Annotated in this window: 19 protein-coding genes; 12 read left to right on the plus strand and 7 right to left on the minus strand. The window is 69.7% G+C overall.

Annotation, left to right across the window (positions count from 1 at the left end):
• The first annotated feature begins 22 nt into the window (after positions 1-22).
• The 6 genes from AC6CR5_RS05085 to AC6CR5_RS05110 all read left to right on the plus strand — a co-directional run bounded on the left by AC6CR5_RS05085 (position 23) and on the right by AC6CR5_RS05110 (position 3420).
• Positions 23-646: a transposase gene (locus tag AC6CR5_RS05085; protein WP_051429234.1), complete on the plus strand. Its 624-nt coding sequence runs from the start codon at positions 23-25 to the stop codon at positions 644-646.
• Positions 630-1214, plus strand: a complete 585-nt coding sequence (locus AC6CR5_RS05090; protein WP_051429235.1) for an RNA polymerase sigma factor — start codon at positions 630-632, stop codon at positions 1212-1214. The genes AC6CR5_RS05085 and AC6CR5_RS05090 overlap by 17 nt, the downstream gene beginning before the upstream one ends.
• The gene (gene gspH, locus AC6CR5_RS05095) at positions 1211-1738 is read left to right on the plus strand and encodes a type II secretion system minor pseudopilin GspH (RefSeq protein ID WP_006384582.1); all 528 of its coding nucleotides are present in this window, start codon (positions 1211-1213) and stop codon (positions 1736-1738) included. Before AC6CR5_RS05090 ends, gspH begins: the two co-directional genes overlap by 4 nt.
• Positions 1739-1766: 28 nt before the next feature.
• The gene (gspI, locus tag AC6CR5_RS05100; RefSeq protein WP_006384581.1) at positions 1767-2174 is read left to right on the plus strand and encodes a type II secretion system minor pseudopilin GspI; all 408 of its coding nucleotides are present in this window, start codon (positions 1767-1769) and stop codon (positions 2172-2174) included.
• Entirely contained in the window at positions 2171-2833 is a 663-nt protein-coding gene (locus AC6CR5_RS05105) for a PulJ/GspJ family protein (RefSeq protein WP_026384979.1), read from the plus strand. The genes gspI and AC6CR5_RS05105 overlap by 4 nt, the downstream gene beginning before the upstream one ends.
• Before the next feature lie 146 nt (positions 2834-2979).
• The gene (locus AC6CR5_RS05110) at positions 2980-3420 is read left to right on the plus strand and encodes a type II secretion system protein N (RefSeq protein WP_201011640.1); all 441 of its coding nucleotides are present in this window, start codon (positions 2980-2982) and stop codon (positions 3418-3420) included.
• A gap of 20 nt (positions 3421-3440) precedes the next feature.
• Here the strand turns inward: AC6CR5_RS05110 and AC6CR5_RS05115 are convergent, their stop codons facing one another.
• Positions 3441-3920 (minus strand): nuclear transport factor 2 family protein, encoded by a 480-nt coding sequence (locus AC6CR5_RS05115; RefSeq protein ID WP_006384449.1) that lies wholly within the window; start codon positions 3918-3920, stop codon positions 3441-3443.
• Between the two features lie 80 nt (positions 3921-4000).
• Positions 4001-4579 carry a TetR/AcrR family transcriptional regulator gene (locus AC6CR5_RS05120; protein ID WP_054444857.1) on the minus strand — a complete coding sequence of 193 codons (579 nt, stop codon included), beginning with the start codon at positions 4577-4579 and terminating at the stop codon, positions 4001-4003.
• A gap of 147 nt (positions 4580-4726) precedes the next feature.
• On the opposite strand from AC6CR5_RS05120, the gene AC6CR5_RS05125 reads away from it, so the two are divergent.
• Entirely contained in the window at positions 4727-4984 is a 258-nt protein-coding gene (locus tag AC6CR5_RS05125; protein WP_026384981.1) for a DUF1488 family protein, read from the plus strand.
• Here the strand turns inward: AC6CR5_RS05125 and AC6CR5_RS05130 are convergent, their stop codons facing one another.
• Positions 4985-5161 (minus strand): hypothetical protein, encoded by a 177-nt coding sequence (locus AC6CR5_RS05130; protein WP_006384452.1) that lies wholly within the window; start codon positions 5159-5161, stop codon positions 4985-4987. It lies immediately after the preceding gene.
• Between the two features lie 385 nt (positions 5162-5546).
• Between AC6CR5_RS05130 and AC6CR5_RS05135 the strand changes: the two genes are divergently transcribed.
• A complete protein-coding gene (locus AC6CR5_RS05135) occupies positions 5547-5696 on the plus strand; it encodes a hypothetical protein (RefSeq protein WP_162838310.1) in 150 nt (49 codons plus the stop codon).
• 96 nt (positions 5697-5792) lie between these two features.
• Here AC6CR5_RS05135 and AC6CR5_RS05140 read toward each other — a convergent pair whose 3' ends face one another.
• Both AC6CR5_RS05140 and soxR read right to left on the minus strand, forming a co-directional pair.
• Positions 5793-7556 carry a GGDEF domain-containing protein gene (locus AC6CR5_RS05140; RefSeq protein ID WP_047990756.1) on the minus strand — a complete coding sequence of 588 codons (1764 nt, stop codon included), beginning with the start codon at positions 7554-7556 and terminating at the stop codon, positions 5793-5795.
• 186 nt (positions 7557-7742) lie between these two features.
• Positions 7743-8207, minus strand: coding sequence for a redox-sensitive transcriptional activator SoxR (gene soxR / locus AC6CR5_RS05145; protein ID WP_006384454.1), 465 nt, complete (start codon positions 8205-8207; stop codon positions 7743-7745).
• Between the two features lie 127 nt (positions 8208-8334).
• On the opposite strand from soxR, the gene AC6CR5_RS05150 reads away from it, so the two are divergent.
• Positions 8335-8742, plus strand: a complete 408-nt coding sequence (locus AC6CR5_RS05150; protein WP_026384983.1) for a DoxX family protein — start codon at positions 8335-8337, stop codon at positions 8740-8742.
• Here the strand turns inward: AC6CR5_RS05150 and AC6CR5_RS05155 are convergent.
• Positions 8739-10292 (minus strand): sensor domain-containing diguanylate cyclase, encoded by a 1554-nt coding sequence (locus AC6CR5_RS05155; protein ID WP_026384984.1) that lies wholly within the window; start codon positions 10290-10292, stop codon positions 8739-8741. The genes AC6CR5_RS05150 and AC6CR5_RS05155 overlap by 4 nt on opposite strands.
• Before the next feature lie 90 nt (positions 10293-10382).
• The gene (locus tag AC6CR5_RS05160) at positions 10383-11402 is read right to left on the minus strand and encodes a site-specific integrase (protein ID WP_394817544.1); all 1020 of its coding nucleotides are present in this window, start codon (positions 11400-11402) and stop codon (positions 10383-10385) included.
• A 297-nt stretch (positions 11403-11699) separates the two neighbouring features.
• On the opposite strand from AC6CR5_RS05160, the gene AC6CR5_RS05165 reads away from it, so the two are divergent.
• The 3 genes from AC6CR5_RS05165 to AC6CR5_RS05175 all read left to right on the plus strand — a co-directional run bounded on the left by AC6CR5_RS05165 (position 11700) and on the right by AC6CR5_RS05175 (position 13438).
• Complete coding sequence (locus AC6CR5_RS05165; RefSeq protein ID WP_006384458.1) at positions 11700-12494, plus strand: DUF899 domain-containing protein; 795 nt, start codon at positions 11700-11702, stop codon at positions 12492-12494.
• Positions 12491-12802, plus strand: a complete 312-nt coding sequence (locus AC6CR5_RS05170) for a hypothetical protein (RefSeq protein ID WP_051429236.1) — start codon at positions 12491-12493, stop codon at positions 12800-12802. Before AC6CR5_RS05165 ends, AC6CR5_RS05170 begins: the two co-directional genes overlap by 4 nt.
• A 177-nt stretch (positions 12803-12979) precedes the next feature.
• Positions 12980-13438 carry a DoxX family membrane protein gene (locus tag AC6CR5_RS05175; protein ID WP_026384987.1) on the plus strand — a complete coding sequence of 153 codons (459 nt, stop codon included), beginning with the start codon at positions 12980-12982 and terminating at the stop codon, positions 13436-13438.
• Positions 13439-13481 lie beyond the last annotated feature (43 nt).

Below are 13481 nucleotides of genomic sequence, written 5' to 3' on the forward strand. Positions count from 1 at the left end.
CATCCGGCCCTGGGAGAGCGTTGTGTCGGCGACCGTCAACGTAGGCATGCTCGAACTGGATCGCAAGTTGTCCAAGGTGCTCGATTGCGCCAGGCAGCAACCCGTATCGGTGTCCCGCTACGGATCCCCGTGGGTCTGGGTGGTGTCGCACGAAACCTGGATCGGCCAGATCCAGCTGACCCGCTATGTGCCGCCGCGCCATCCTCTGGTGGCCTTGCGCGAGCACGTCGACGACACGCTGCGGGCGCATGCCGACCTGCTGCGCGCGGCCAGCGCCGAGTGCGGGCTGACGTTGGACGCCGCCATCCTGTGCCGCACGCATATCCTGCAGCTGCTGTATCCGGCCGGCAGCAAACCGTATTTCCATGAACAGATCGCCTACAACCTGCTGTTCCGCTGGTTCGCCGGCCTGTCCGAAGGCAATGGCTGCGAATGCGCGCCCAGCTTCGATCAGGAACTGGAGGCGATCGCCGCGCATGCCGGCGTCGCCGCGCTGCTGCGCCAGGCGCTCGACGATGGCCTGCTGGCGCCCGCCAACTGGGCAATGCGCAAGCGGGCCGCCCAGCGTCCGGCCGGCACCGGACGGCGCCCGCTTGCGCCCGGGGACAGGGCCGCCACGGAGAACCGCCATGTCCTTATGCCTTGAACCGGCGCCCCAGGCGCAGCGGCGCCGCGACGAATACTGCGCCGGCGGCGCCCTGGCGGCGCGTCCGCGGCCGGCCTGCCTGGGCGAATTCGTCGCGGCCAACTATGCGCGGCTGATGCAGGCGCTGCGCGGCCACCTGGGATGCGCCGACCTGGCCGCCGACAGCCTGCACGACGCCTGGCTGCGGTTGGCCGACGGCGCGGCGCCGCCGGCGCCGGCCATCGCCAATCCCGGCGCCTACGTGTTCCGCATGGCGTGCAACATCGCCATCGACCGGCTGCGCGCCGAACGGCCGTTCAGCGCCACCGACGTCGTGCTCGAAGACGTCGAGGACACGGCGCCCGGCCCGCTGCGCATCGCGCAGGCGCGCTCGTCGATGCGCGGACTGATGCGCCTGATCGAGGCCTTGCCGCGGCAACAGCGCGAGATCTACATCGGCGTGCGCATCGAGGGCATGCTGCAAAGCGAGGCAGCGGCGCGCTACGGGGTGTCCGGCCGCATTGTCAGGCGCCATCTGCGCGATGCCCGCCAGCATGTCGAAAGCCAGGCGGCCCGGTTGCAGGCATGAACGGTCGCGCCGTCGCCCGGCCTTCGAGCGCCGCGCCGGCGCGCCCGGCACGCTCGCGGCGGACGCAGCGCGGCTTCACACTGATCGAGTTGATGGTGGTGCTGGTGATCGTGGGCGTGGCCACCGCCGCGCTTGGCCTGAGCATCCGCTCCGACCCGGCGCGCCAATTGCGCGATGACGCCCAGCGGCTGGTCGAACGGCTGGCGGCGGCGCAAAGCGAGGTGCGCATCGATGGCCGCGCGATCGCCTGGCAGGCCGACGCCGACGGCTACCGTTTCGTGCGCGGCGCCTGGATGCTGGACGGGCCGGTGCCGGTGCTGGACCCGACGCGCATCGACGATTTCCCGCGCGATCCGGCGCTGCGGCCGCGGCAATGGCAGGCGGGACCGGTGCGGGTGGCGCCCGCCGTGCCGGTGCTGCTGACCCCGGAGTGGTTCGGGCAGCCGTGGCGCCTGACGCTGTCCAGCGCGGCGGGGCAGGTCGAAGTGCGCCGTGATGCCAATGGCCGCTTCCTGGTCCACTGAGCCGTCCGCCATGCAGCCGGAGCCTCGCATGATCCGTCGCGCGCCGCCGTCCCGTCCGCCGCGCCCGCTGGCGCGGGCCGCGGGTTTCACGCTGCTGGAAATCCTGATCGCGCTGGCCATCGTCAGCGTGGCGCTGGCCGCCGTCATGCGCACCACCGGCATGCTGACGACCAACAATGGCGTGCTGCGCGAGCGCGCGCTGGCGCTGCTGTCGGCGCAGAACCGCCTGGTGGAACTGCAACTGGCGCCGCCCGCCCTGACCGCCAGCCGCGACAAGGCGGCCTGCCCGCAGGGCGCGCTGAACCTGGTGTGCGACAGCCGCTATGCCGACGCCCGCCAGGGCGCGCGGCGGGTCACGGTCGAGGTCTACCTGGACCAGCGCCCGACGCCGCGCCTGGCGACGCTGTCGGGAATCGTGGAGAACCGTCCGCCATGACCGGGCAGCGCCAGGCCGGCTTCACCCTGATCGAAGTCGTCATCGCCATCATGATCATGGCTGTCATCAGCCTGATCTCCTGGCGCGCCATCGACAGCGTCGCGCTGACCAGCCGCAGGCTCGACCAGCACACCGAGGAGGCGCTGGCGCTGCAGCGCGCCTTCGACCAGTTCGAGCGCGACATCGGCGCCCGCAGCCCGGACCTGGCCGAGGCCGCGGCGCCGGCCGCGCCCGAGGCGCAGGCGGCATCGGATGCGCAGGAGGCCGAGCCGCAGCCGGTGCTGCCGCAGTTGCTGCCCGAGGCGATCCGCGTGAGCGGGATGAAGACGCCGGCGCCACGCATCGACATCATCCGCGGCGCGCCCGGCCGGCCGGACGCGCGCCAGCGGGTGGTGTGGGAACGCCGCGGCGGCAACCTGATCCGCGCGGCGGGCACGCCGACCGCCCTGACGCCGCTGCCCGCGCCAGCGGCCGATGCGGCCACCGTCGTGCTGGACCAGTTGCTGGATTTCAGCGTGCGGGCCTGGGCCCCGGGACGCGGCTGGGTGGCGTTGCCGGCGCAGGGCGAGCAGCCCGCGCAGGCGCTGGAACTGGTGATCTCGCGCGGCGTGCTCGGCCAGACGCCGCTGCGCTACCGGCGCGTGCTGTTGCTGCATTGAAGCGCCGTCGCGCAACTGACGCACAGGCCGCGTAGCATCGAGCGGGTCGATATGTTCAATGCGTTCGATGCCTTCAACACGCCGGCGCGGCGGCCTGCCGCGCGACTGCCCGAATTCACGGGTCCTCCAACCAGGAGCTTGCCGCCATGGCCTTGAACTTGCGTGTCGCCCCTTCCCACGTGGCCAGCCTGGCGGGCGCGGCGGCCCTGGTCGCCGGGCTGGGCTGGTGGGGCTGGCGCCTGAGCCAACCCGTCACGTCCGCGCCCGTCGTCGCGGCGCCGGCCGTCGCGCTGACGGAAGACGGCGCCGCCGAGGTCGCGGCCTGGATGGCGCCCGGCCCGGCGCGGCTGGATGTGCGGGTGGCCGGCGCGCTGGCCGGCGCAGGCCGTGGCGCGGCCGTGCTGTCGGTCAATGGCGGGCCGGCGCAGGCCTACGCCATCGGCGACCGGTTGACCCGGTCGGCGCGCCTGGTGGGCATCGATGCGCAGGGGTTGGTGGTCGAGCATGGCGGGCGCGAAGTGCGCCTGCCGTTGCCGGTGCTGGCCGGCGACGACGGCGAAGGCATCAAGCGCGTGCCGATGCCCTGACGCCGCGCCGCGGGCGTCGCCTACAGGCCCAGTTCGGACAGGCCCGGGTGGTCGTCCGGCCGGCGGCCCAGCGGCCAGCGGAACTTGCGATCGGCTTCCTGGATCGGCAGGTCGTTGATGCTGGCGTGCCGCTGGATCATCAGGCCGTCTTCGCCGAATTCCCAGTTCTCGTTGCCATATGAGCGGAACCAGTTGCCGGAGTCGTCGCGCCACTCGTAGGCATAGCGCACCGCGATGCGGTTGCCGCCAAAGGCCCATAGTTCCTTGATCAGCCGGTACTCAAGCTCCCTGGCCCATTTGCGCGCCAGGAAGGCGCGCGCCTCATCGCGATTGCGGACGAATTCGGCGCGGTTGCGCCAGCGCGTGTCCAGGCTGTAGGCCAGCGCCACCTTGTCGGGGTCGCGGCTGTTCCAGCCGTCTTCGGCCAGGCGGACCTTCTGCACCGCGCTGGCGTGCGTGAAGGGAGGAAGAGGAGGGCGGGAAGCGGCGGGGGATGTCATCGGGGATACCTCACGGGAGGGGCACGGAAAGGCGTCGCGGCGAACCGGGACGGAAAGGGCAAGCGGGGCGGGCGCCACGGTCAGCCGGATTGGCCGAGCAAAGCGGCCGCGGCCCGGCCGGCGCTGTCGGCGATGGCGGGATCGCGCGTGACCAGCGCCACCGCGATCGCGCCATCAATGAGCACCAGCAACTGCGCGGCGGCCTCGTCGGGGTCCGGCAATGCGGCGGCGCGGGTCAGCGTCCGCACGTACTCCAGCAGGCGGGCCTTGTGCTCGCGCGCCACCGCCAGGATCGGGCTGGCCTCGTCACCGATCTCTCCGGCCGCGTTCAGGAAAGCGCAGCCGCGAAAATCGTCGGTGCCGAACCATTCCCGCAAGGCGTCGAACATCGCCAGCAGCCGGGCGCGAGGGGCCTGCGCCCGCGAGCTGGCCGCGATGAACCATTGCATCCACCGCTCGTCGCGCGCCCGCAGCGCCGCCGCCACCAGGGCGTCCTTGTTTGGATAGAGCCGGTACACCTGCTTGCGCGCCACGCCCGAAGTCCTGACGATCAGGTCCATGCCGGTGGCATGGATGCCGCCGGCGTAGACGAGTCTTTCGGTCGCCTGCAACAGGCGCTGGCGGGTGTCCGGGGAAGGAAGGGCGGTATCTGAAGGCATGGAGAATGATCGTTCTCTTCAAGGTTGCGCCATGTTAGAACGACCGTTCTCCCGCCGTCAAGCGCTGGAACAGGGCTTGCTGGCCGACAGGACACCCGCCGCGCGGCATGGCGGGTTCGATCCACCGGCCATACGGGAGCCCCCGCCATGAAGTTCACCAAATCCACGGGCGCCAAAGCCCAGGGCGATGCCATCGTTTTCAGCCTGGACGTCAACGGCGTCACCCGTCAGTTCGAAATCTCGGGCGATGTGCTGCGGCGCCGCTTCGGCGCCCGCGACGGCAGCGCGGCCGAGTTGCTGCATGCGTTCGAGAACGGGGCGGACGCGGTGCGCGATGCGGCCAGCCAGGCGCGTTCGATTCCCACCGAGGGCGTCATCCCGCTGGGCGCGGGCGATTTCGACTGATCACGTCCCGGCCTCGCCGGTGATGACCGTCGCGGCAACGCCGGGATACGTTGCGGCCGCGGCCGCCACCGCTTCTTCCTGGGTCGCGTAGCGGCCGTCGTGCTCCTGCACGCCCATCAGGTCGATACGGCGAAATGCCCATTCGCGGTCGGCATGCTGAAAGACTTCGATGATCATGGGAGATCCTCGTCGCAGGGGTGGCGGGCCCGGCCGCCCCGGGTTGGCCCTGGAGGCGGTTCAGCCGCCAAAAGTGAGGGGGATCCACCGGCCAGCAAGCCGCATGCCGCCGCCCTGACGCGCGGTCCGAGCGCTCGCTTGCTATCAATTTGCTTGCAATATCTGTCAATTAATACTAAAATTGCATTATCGTCGCTCAAAAATCGATGCGAAAAACAATCCGCCGCCCCGGCGGGTTATCACATCCGCGCCGACGTCCCCAGGGCCACGCCCTGGCGCCCGTTCCTGATGCCTCCCTCGCATTTCCGCCAGCATCCCGGGCGCGCTGGATACCCGAGTCGTGCGCCTGCGCGGGGCAGGCCGACATCGCCACAGGAGTACGCACATGTCCCAACCGATGAGCAAGAAATCGCGCTTCGAAGTTCCGCCGCTGAACTGGAAGGCGCCCGACACCCGTCCGGATCCTGAAACCCAATCCCGCCCGGAAAGCACCGAGGCCGCCCAGGACAAGAACGCCGCCCGCGTTCCCGCCTGACCCCCCGGCATTCCCATCGCCGCGTCGCTTGCCGACGCGGCTTTTTTTTGGCCCCCCCCGGATGATGCGGCGCAGCCGCGCCGTCGTGGCGCCCGGTCAGCCGACTTCGCCCGGCACGACCCGGTTCTTGCCGTCCATCTTGGCGCGATAGAGCAATTCGTCGGCGCGGCGGAAAAGGGCGTCGGCCGCCTCGGCGTTGCGCCAGGATGCGTAGGCCACGCCAAAGCTGGCGGTCAGCGTGAATACCGCGCCGTCCTGCGCCGTGACCCGCGCCTGCGCGATGCGCCGCCGCATGCGCTCGGCCGCCTGCACCGCATGATCGGCCGCGCCGACATGGCAGAGCACGGCGAATTCCTCGCCGCCCACCCGCGCCACCACGTCGGCCTGGCGCCAGGTCTGGCGGCACAGCCCGGCCACGGTCTTCAAGGCCTCGTCACCGCTGGCGTGGCCATGGGTGTCGTTGATGCCCTTGAAATCGTCGATATCGAACAGGATGAAGGCCAGCACCGCATCGGTGCCGCGCCATTGCGCCAATGCCTGTTCGAGACGGCTTTCGAAGGCGCGCCGGTTCAACAGGCCGGTCAGGAAGTCCGTCTCGGCCATGACCGCCAGGTCCACGATCAGCCGGTCGCGCTCCAGCTCGGCCTGCCTGCGGGCCGCCGCGTTGTCCTTGAGCACGCTCAGCGCCTCGAACATGCCGTTGACTTCGCCGCGATATTTGCCGACCGGGATGGTGGCGGCTGGCGTGCCGTCGGCGATCGCGCCGATGATGCGGGTCGCCTGCACGAACGGACGGATCACGCGCCGCCGGAACTGCCGCAGCGACAGCATCAGCGCCGCCGCCAGCGCGGTGGCCGCCACCAGCGTGATGAGCAGCAGGCGCATCGCCTGGGCGCGGTGCGCGCGCATGCTCTGTTCCATCTGGTCCAGCATCAGGTCGCGAAACTGGCCGATGGCGTGCATCAGCGGCACATAGGCCGCGGCCAGTTCGCGGGTGGTGAGCCTGGCGCCGCCCGGTTGCAGCGCGGCCATGTCGCGCACCTCTTCCAGGTAGCGCATGCCCTCGTCGAAATAGAAATGCCGCATGTCGTTGTAGGCCAGCGAGGCGCGCAGGTCCGGCCGCGTGGCCATGCGCGTCTCCAGCAGGTCGCGCAATTGATCGATGCGCCCCAGCACTCGTTCGATCCGATATTCATCCGCTTCGGTCAGTTGGCGGTGCTTGGCCAGCGCCGGCGTAAAGGCCGACCCCAGCAAGCCGGCCTGTTCCCGCAGTTCGCTGGCCAACAGGGCCAGTGTCAGCAGGTTGGGCGCATCGGCCTCGTTCTGCATCACCACGCCGACGCTGGCGGCCATGGCGGCCTGCAATTCGGGCACCAGCGCCACCATGCCGTCGACCACGGCCTGCACGCGCAGGCCCGACACGTCGGCGCGTCGCGTGGCGATGACGATATCGGCCTGTTCGCGCGCCTTGAGCAAGGCGTGGCGGATACGCTGCACGTTGGTGAATTCCCTGGCGCTGTTGGGGCTGAGCGGCGCCCGGTACAGGGCCAGCAGCTCGGCGATGCTGGTGTCGCTGCGATCGCGCGCCTGCTGCAACGTATCCAGCATGGGTTGGGCGACCGGGTAATCGGCGCCGAGCGCGGCGTTCATGGGGCCGCGCTCGGCCGACACCATTTCCATCGCGACGACCGTCGCGCGCACCACGCCGAACGCCCGCATGGCATCGGTGCTGGCAAGATAGGCGGTGCGGCTCTGGATCAGCAGGATTCCGGTCAGGACCGACATCGGCAGCACCACGCCGGCCGCCAATATCAGGAAATAGCGTTCCAGCGACTTGATCGAAAATCTACTGCGCAACATACGGGTAAGCCGGCCTGATGCGATGTGACAGTGCGCGCAGGATACTGTAATTGCGCGGCCCTCAGGCCCGGCGCGGGCGGCATGCGCGATTATCTTTGGCGGCAACGCAACAGTATGTCAATCGAATACAGGCGGTTGCGCAAAGATATGAAATCAATTCGTTTCATTGCCGCGCGCCCACGCCAATCACGGCCGTTCCAGTATTCGCGGCCCCGGGCCCTCGCGGCCCAGCACGTCGTCGGGATTGCGTAGCGGACAGTCCTTGAGCGACAGGCAGCCGCAGCCGATGCAGGTATCCAGCTCATCGCGCAGCCGGGTCAGCTTGCGGATGCGCTCGTCCAGGTTCGCGCGCCATTGCGAGGACAACTGCTTCCATTGGGCCGGGGTGAGCTTGTTGCTGTCCTGCGGAAAGCGCGCCATCGCTTCGCGGATTTCCTCCAGCGGAATGCCGGTGCGTTGCGCGACCTTGATGATGGCGATGTAGCGCAGCACGATGCCGGGAAAGCGTCGCTGGTTGCCATCGCTGCGCGAGCTGTGGATCAGCCCCTTGGATTCGTAGAAGTGGATGGTGGACACCGGCACGCCGCTGCGCCGGGCGACTTCGCCCACTGTCATGACGCGCGTGATATCGATCGGCTTGTCGCCACTCATGGGTGTTGACCTCAAGTTAGGTTGAGGTCTTATAGTCGCTCGCGCCAGATTTGGCAACCCGGTCCGGTGCGCGCGGCTCCTTTGCCCGCGCGCCGCGCCGGGCGTATCCGCCACCAGGAAAGCACCCATGCAGCTCCCGCAGCACCTCGATTCCCTGCTTCAGAGCAATTGGCTCTGGTTCATCGCCCGGCTTTGCCTGGCGGTGGTGTTCATCGCCTCGGGCGCCGCCAAATTGATCGATTTCGAGGGCGGCGTGGCCGAAATGCGCGCCGCCGGTCTGGAACCTGCGCGGATCTTCAATATCGCGGTGGCCGTGCTGATGCTGGCGGGGTCGGCGCTGATTCTGGCGGATCGCGCCGTGTGGCTGGCGGCCGCCGCGCTCAGCGTGTTTCTGGTCCTGACCATCGTGATCGTGCACGCATTCTGGCGCCTGCCGGAGGCGCAGGCCAGGCTGGCCCTGTTTTTCGCGCTGGAGCACGTGTCGGTGATCGGCGGCCTGCTTTGCGCCGCCATCGCCAGCCACGCCCGGAACTAGGGCGTGCCGTGCAGCACCACCCGGTTGCGGCCCTGCTGTTTGGCGGCATACAGCGCGGCATCGGCGGCGTGGAAAGCCTGCAGCACCTCCGGTCCACTGGTCGGCCATTGGGCCACCCCGGCTGACACCGTGATGCCGCCGACCAGGTCGATTTCGCGTTCGGCGGTGCGTTGGCGCAGCCGCTCGGCCACGATCACCGCCTCGGTCGGCGCCACGCCCGGCAGCAGGATGAGGAATTCCTCGCCGCCGTTGCGACAGAGGATGTCGCTGGGACGCGAGCAATCGCGCATCAGTTGCGCCACGTCCTGGATCACCTTGTCGCCCACCGTGTGGCCATACGTGTCGTTGACGCGCTTGAAGTGATCGATGTCCAGCGCCACCACGGCAAAGGGCGTGCCGGCCGCCTGCAGGTGGTCCACCGCGTCCTGCGTGCCGCGTCGGTTGCGCAGGCCGGTCAGTGGATCGGTGATGCTGGCCAGGTTCAGCTTGCCGATCTTCTCCTGCAGGCTGGTGAAGCTCCAGATCACCGCGCGCTTGAGGCGTTCGGCCTCGAAATACCAGGCCCTGACGGATTTCACGCGCTGCATCGCCACCGCCACGTCGTGATGCTCGACATTGGTGGCCAGTTGCGACAGCGGCAGGGATATCTGCCGGGCGCACCACCAGATGGCCAGCAGGAACACCACCGCCAGCGGCGCGGCGTATCCCAGCAGCGCCCACAGCAGGTCGCGGATCGGCTCCAGCGTCACCGCGGTGGGCCGCTGCGCCACCACGCCCCAGCCGCTGGCCGGCACCGGCGCGTAGCCGGCCAGCATGTCCACGCCGCGCGAATTGGTCACCCGCCTGGCGCCGGCCTGGCCCTCGATCACCGCCTCGATCACCGGATTGCCCGTCACCACCTCGCCGACCCGCGCCGGGTCCGTGTGATAGATCAGGCGGCCGTCGCCGTCCACCACGTAGAGATAGGAGCCGTCGGTGTAATGGTGGCGCCCCAGCAGGTCCTCCAGCGCGCTTTCCTTGCGCAGGTGCAGGGTGCCGGCGACATAGCCCAGATAACGGCCATCCGTCGAGAAGATCGGGTACGACAGGTTGATCAGCAGATTGCCGGCGATCGATACGTAGGGCTTGCTGATGGCCGGGTGGCGCGCCTGCAGCGCGGCGCGGCTGCCGGGGCTGTCGACCCGGGTGCCAAGGAAACTGCGGAAGTTCTGCGTCGTCGCCAGGATCAGCCCGTCGGCGCCGACCACGCCAACCGAATTGAAGGTCTCGCTCTGTTCCTGCACTCGCAGCACTTCGGCCGCCAGCAGCCCGGGCGAGTCCATGTGCGCGGCGATATGGCGCGCGCTGTAGCCCAGCTGGCGCTGCGCCGCCTTGAGAAAGCCGCCGGCGCTTTCCGCCAGCTTGGCGGCGTAGACCCGGTTCGATTCCAGGGTGTTGGCGATGAGTTGCTCACGCTGCAGGCGGTAACTCGCATACAGGGCGTTGGCGGTGGCGGCGATGGCGCTGAACACCGTGAGCGCGAGCACCAGCCCGCGGAGATTGATTCGCATGGAAGACACAGCAGGCTTGGACCTCGGGCACGCGCAGCGCCCCCCCGGGCGTCGGCAGCCGCAATTGTATTCAAGTGCGCGCCGGGCGGCTCAGGCGTCGGCGGGCCGGGGCGGCGGGGCGCGCCCGTCCTCGGCGTCGAGCAGGCGCGCCGCGCGCGACTGCGTCGCGGCGCCGGCGCGGTGGTAGCCCATCACCGTCGCCACGCTGGCGTGGCCCGTCATGGCCATGGTTTCCGCCAGCGGCACGTTCTGGCGCCCGGCCTCGGTGACGAATCCCGACCTCAGGCTGTGCGCCGAAAAGGGCTCGTCCAGTCCCGCCAGCCGGCTGCGCTTGACCACGATGTCACGGACCGCCGCGGCCGCCAGCGGCTCGCCGATCACGCCTCCGCGCCGCACCCGGCGAAACAGCGGCCCCTCGGTGATGCGGGCCGCGGCCAGCCAGGCATCCAGCGCGAGCGCGGCGGCGCCAACGATGGGCTTGATGTTGTCGGCGCGGGCGGCGCCGCCCTGATTGGTCTTGGAATGCGCCAGCGCGTACAGGTAGCCCTGCGGCGTGCGCAGCGTATTGGCGGTGGTGGCGCGCACCACTTCGGATCGGCGCCGGCCGCCGCTGGCCCAGGCAAAGAGCAGCAATGCACGGTCCCGCAAGCCCTCGAGCGAATCGTCGCAGGTGTCCAGCAGCGCCTGCAGCGGCGCCTTGGTCAGGGCCGGCTTGCGCACGGGCAGGGCGCCGCGCCGGGCGTAGGCGCGCCGGGCGCGCGCCAACAGCGTGGCCACCTGTTCGTCGCGGCAGGGGTTGACCAGATCCTGCAGGGCGTGCGCTTTCGACAGCACCGCGATGCGGTGCAGCACCGTATTCAGTGAAAGCGGTCCCGGACGCGCCTTGACGCCTTGCGCCACCAGGCGCCGGTCGATGTCGTCCGGCAGGCCGTGCCGCAATCCGTCGGTTCCCTGGACTTGCAGGTGATCGACCACGAACCGCACCACGGCGGGCGCCGCCACCGGCAACGCCAGGGGCTGGCCGAAGCGCAAGGCGAACCAGGCCGCCCAATAACGCATGGCGGCCCGGTAGGCCGATTCGGTATTGGCCGAACTGCCCTCGCGCAACAAGGCGCGGACCGCGGCCTCCGTGGCCGGGTCGAGGCCGGACGGATCCAGGGGCGCGGCCGCCGGAGACGGCGCGGCGGGCAGCGGGAGCGGCGAGGGCGGCTGGAGGGGGGGCATGCGAGGGCGCGGCTTCACGGCCGAATGGCTGAACCGCAATTGTGCCCGATCCGCCCGCGCCGCCGGCGGCAATCGCGCCAGCATTGTTACTCCCCGCCTGGCGGGCTCCCGCGGCACCATGTCAGTCAGAAGGCGCGGGCATGCCGCCGACAGCATGCGCAGACGGAAACCAAGGAGAGGACGATGACTTCACACAGGATAGGGACGCGCCAGGAATGGCTGGCGGCGCGGCTGGCGCTGCTGGACGCCGAAAAGCGCCTGACGCGCGCCAGCGACGAGGTGGCGCGGCAGCGGCAGGCGCTGCCATGGGTGCGCCTGGACAAGTCGTACCGTTTCGATACGGACAGCGGCGCCGCGACGCTCGCCGACCTGTTCCAGGGGCGGTCGCAGTTGCTCGTGTATCACTTCATGTTCGGACCCGACTACAAGGCCGGTTGCCCCTCGTGTTCGTCGATCGCCGACGGTTTCAACGGCATCGTCACGCACCTGGCCCACCACGACGTCATGCTGTGGGCCGTGTCGCGGGCCCCGCTGGAGAAGCTGCAGGCCTACAAGCACAGGATGGGCTGGACGTTTCCCTGGGCCTCGTCCGCCGGGAGCGACTTCAATTTCGATTTCAACGCCTCGTTCACCCCGGCCCAGCAGCAGGCGGGCGTGGAGTACAACTTCCGCCGCGACGACCCGGTCATGCAACTGGCCACTGCCGCGCAGCCCCCGGCGGAGTTCGTGACCTGGGCGGGCACCACCGGCACCGATCTGCCCACCTATATGCGGGAACGCGAGGGCATGAGCGCGTTCGCGCTGCAGGACGGAGAGATCCACCACACCTATTCCACCTATTCGCGCGGCACCGATGCCATCTGGGGCATGTACGCCTGGCTCGACCGCGCGCCCAAGGGCCGCAACGAGGACGGGTTGTGGCTGCGCCGGCGCGATGAGTATGGCGGCCCCGGGCCGGCCGGGAGCGCTGGCACATGAACGGCGGTGGGCACGGCACGGATAGCGGCGCCGGCCTGCATGGCGGCAGCCGGGCGGCGGGGATCGCCGGCGCCTTCGCGGACCGGCTCGCCCTGGCCGCCACGCCGGTCTTCGCACTGATGGCGTTGCTGGCGGCCATGCGCGAGGCCGGCGCCATGGCGGCGCAGTGCGGCGTCGGCGCCTGGCCGTTCGATGGCATGGCGTGGATGTATGCCTTGATGAGCGTCTTCCACGCCGCGCCCTGGCTGCGGCGCCTCGCGCGGCCGCCTCGCGGCATGCGGCATCCGCCTTCCGGCGCGGGTCGATGACGCATTCCGGAACCAAAGCCGCGCCCAGCGGCTTTTTTTGTTGACCTCAACCTAACTTCAGGTTTTACAGTGCCGAACCCTTTGTTCGGCAAGCCCGGGATCGCTTCGGGCTTTGTGCCCCTTTGCCCATCCGCACCATGGGAACGGGGATCCCTGTTGTCTTCTGGAGTTTCGTGCATGCATCAACGCATCGGGCAGGTCTTGGATGGTCATTGGCTGTGGATCTGCGCTCGCATTCTGCTGGGGCTGGTGTTTCTTTGTTCCGGCCTGGCCGGGGTCTTTGACGCCCAGGGCGGCCAGTCGCTCGCGGGCGCTGGCGCGTCCGGACCGGGGCGGCTGCTCCATATCGTCACGATCGCCGTCCAGGTCTGCGGCGCCGTACTGATCATGCTGGGGCAGCGGTTGTGGCTCGGCGCGGCGGCGTTGGCGGCGTTGCTGCTGGCGACCCTTTTCGTGTTCCATCCGTTCTGGCAGTCCCCCCAACCCCTGGCCGAATTCCCCATGCACTGGGCGTTGAAGGACGCAGCCCTGATCGGCGGGTTGATGGCGGCGGCGATTGCGGACCGGCTCAGGCAGCGGCTGCGCACGGCGCTGGAGCTCTATGCCGGCGTGCCGCCGCGGCAAGCCGGGCGGTGACGCGCAGCCGGCGGGCGCCTTGTGTCTTGCCGAGCGACGGCGT

The sequence above is a fragment of the Achromobacter sp. EG18 genome, assembly GCF_059759395.1.

Bases quoted from the DNA above. Each gene is read 5' to 3' on its own strand.
- AC6CR5_RS05170 (WP_051429236.1), top strand. From the start codon at position 12,491: ATGAACGGCGGTGGGCACGGCACGGATAGCGGCGCCGGCCTGCATGGC.
- gspI (WP_006384581.1), top strand. From the start codon at position 1,767: ATGATCCGTCGCGCGCCGCCGTCCCGTCCGCCGCGCCCGCTGGCGCGG.
- AC6CR5_RS05175 (WP_026384987.1), top strand. From the start codon at position 12,980: ATGCATCAACGCATCGGGCAGGTCTTGGATGGTCATTGGCTGTGGATC.
- AC6CR5_RS05135 (WP_162838310.1), top strand. From the start codon at position 5,547: ATGTCCCAACCGATGAGCAAGAAATCGCGCTTCGAAGTTCCGCCGCTG.
- gspH (WP_006384582.1), top strand. From the start codon at position 1,211: ATGAACGGTCGCGCCGTCGCCCGGCCTTCGAGCGCCGCGCCGGCGCGC.
- soxR (WP_006384454.1), bottom strand. From the start codon at position 8,207: ATGAGTGGCGACAAGCCGATCGATATCACGCGCGTCATGACAGTGGGC.
- AC6CR5_RS05165 (WP_006384458.1), top strand. From the start codon at position 11,700: ATGACTTCACACAGGATAGGGACGCGCCAGGAATGGCTGGCGGCGCGG.
- AC6CR5_RS05130 (WP_006384452.1), bottom strand. From the start codon at position 5,161: ATGATCATCGAAGTCTTTCAGCATGCCGACCGCGAATGGGCATTTCGC.
- AC6CR5_RS05090 (WP_051429235.1), top strand. From the start codon at position 630: ATGTCCTTATGCCTTGAACCGGCGCCCCAGGCGCAGCGGCGCCGCGAC.
- AC6CR5_RS05155 (WP_026384984.1), bottom strand. From the start codon at position 10,292: ATGCGAATCAATCTCCGCGGGCTGGTGCTCGCGCTCACGGTGTTCAGC.
- AC6CR5_RS05140 (WP_047990756.1), bottom strand. From the start codon at position 7,556: ATGTTGCGCAGTAGATTTTCGATCAAGTCGCTGGAACGCTATTTCCTG.
- AC6CR5_RS05115 (WP_006384449.1), bottom strand. From the start codon at position 3,920: ATGACATCCCCCGCCGCTTCCCGCCCTCCTCTTCCTCCCTTCACGCAC.
- AC6CR5_RS05150 (WP_026384983.1), top strand. From the start codon at position 8,335: ATGCAGCTCCCGCAGCACCTCGATTCCCTGCTTCAGAGCAATTGGCTC.
- AC6CR5_RS05105 (WP_026384979.1), top strand. From the start codon at position 2,171: ATGACCGGGCAGCGCCAGGCCGGCTTCACCCTGATCGAAGTCGTCATC.
- AC6CR5_RS05120 (WP_054444857.1), bottom strand. From the start codon at position 4,579: ATGCCTTCAGATACCGCCCTTCCTTCCCCGGACACCCGCCAGCGCCTG.
- AC6CR5_RS05110 (WP_201011640.1), top strand. From the start codon at position 2,980: ATGGCCTTGAACTTGCGTGTCGCCCCTTCCCACGTGGCCAGCCTGGCG.
- AC6CR5_RS05125 (WP_026384981.1), top strand. From the start codon at position 4,727: ATGAAGTTCACCAAATCCACGGGCGCCAAAGCCCAGGGCGATGCCATC.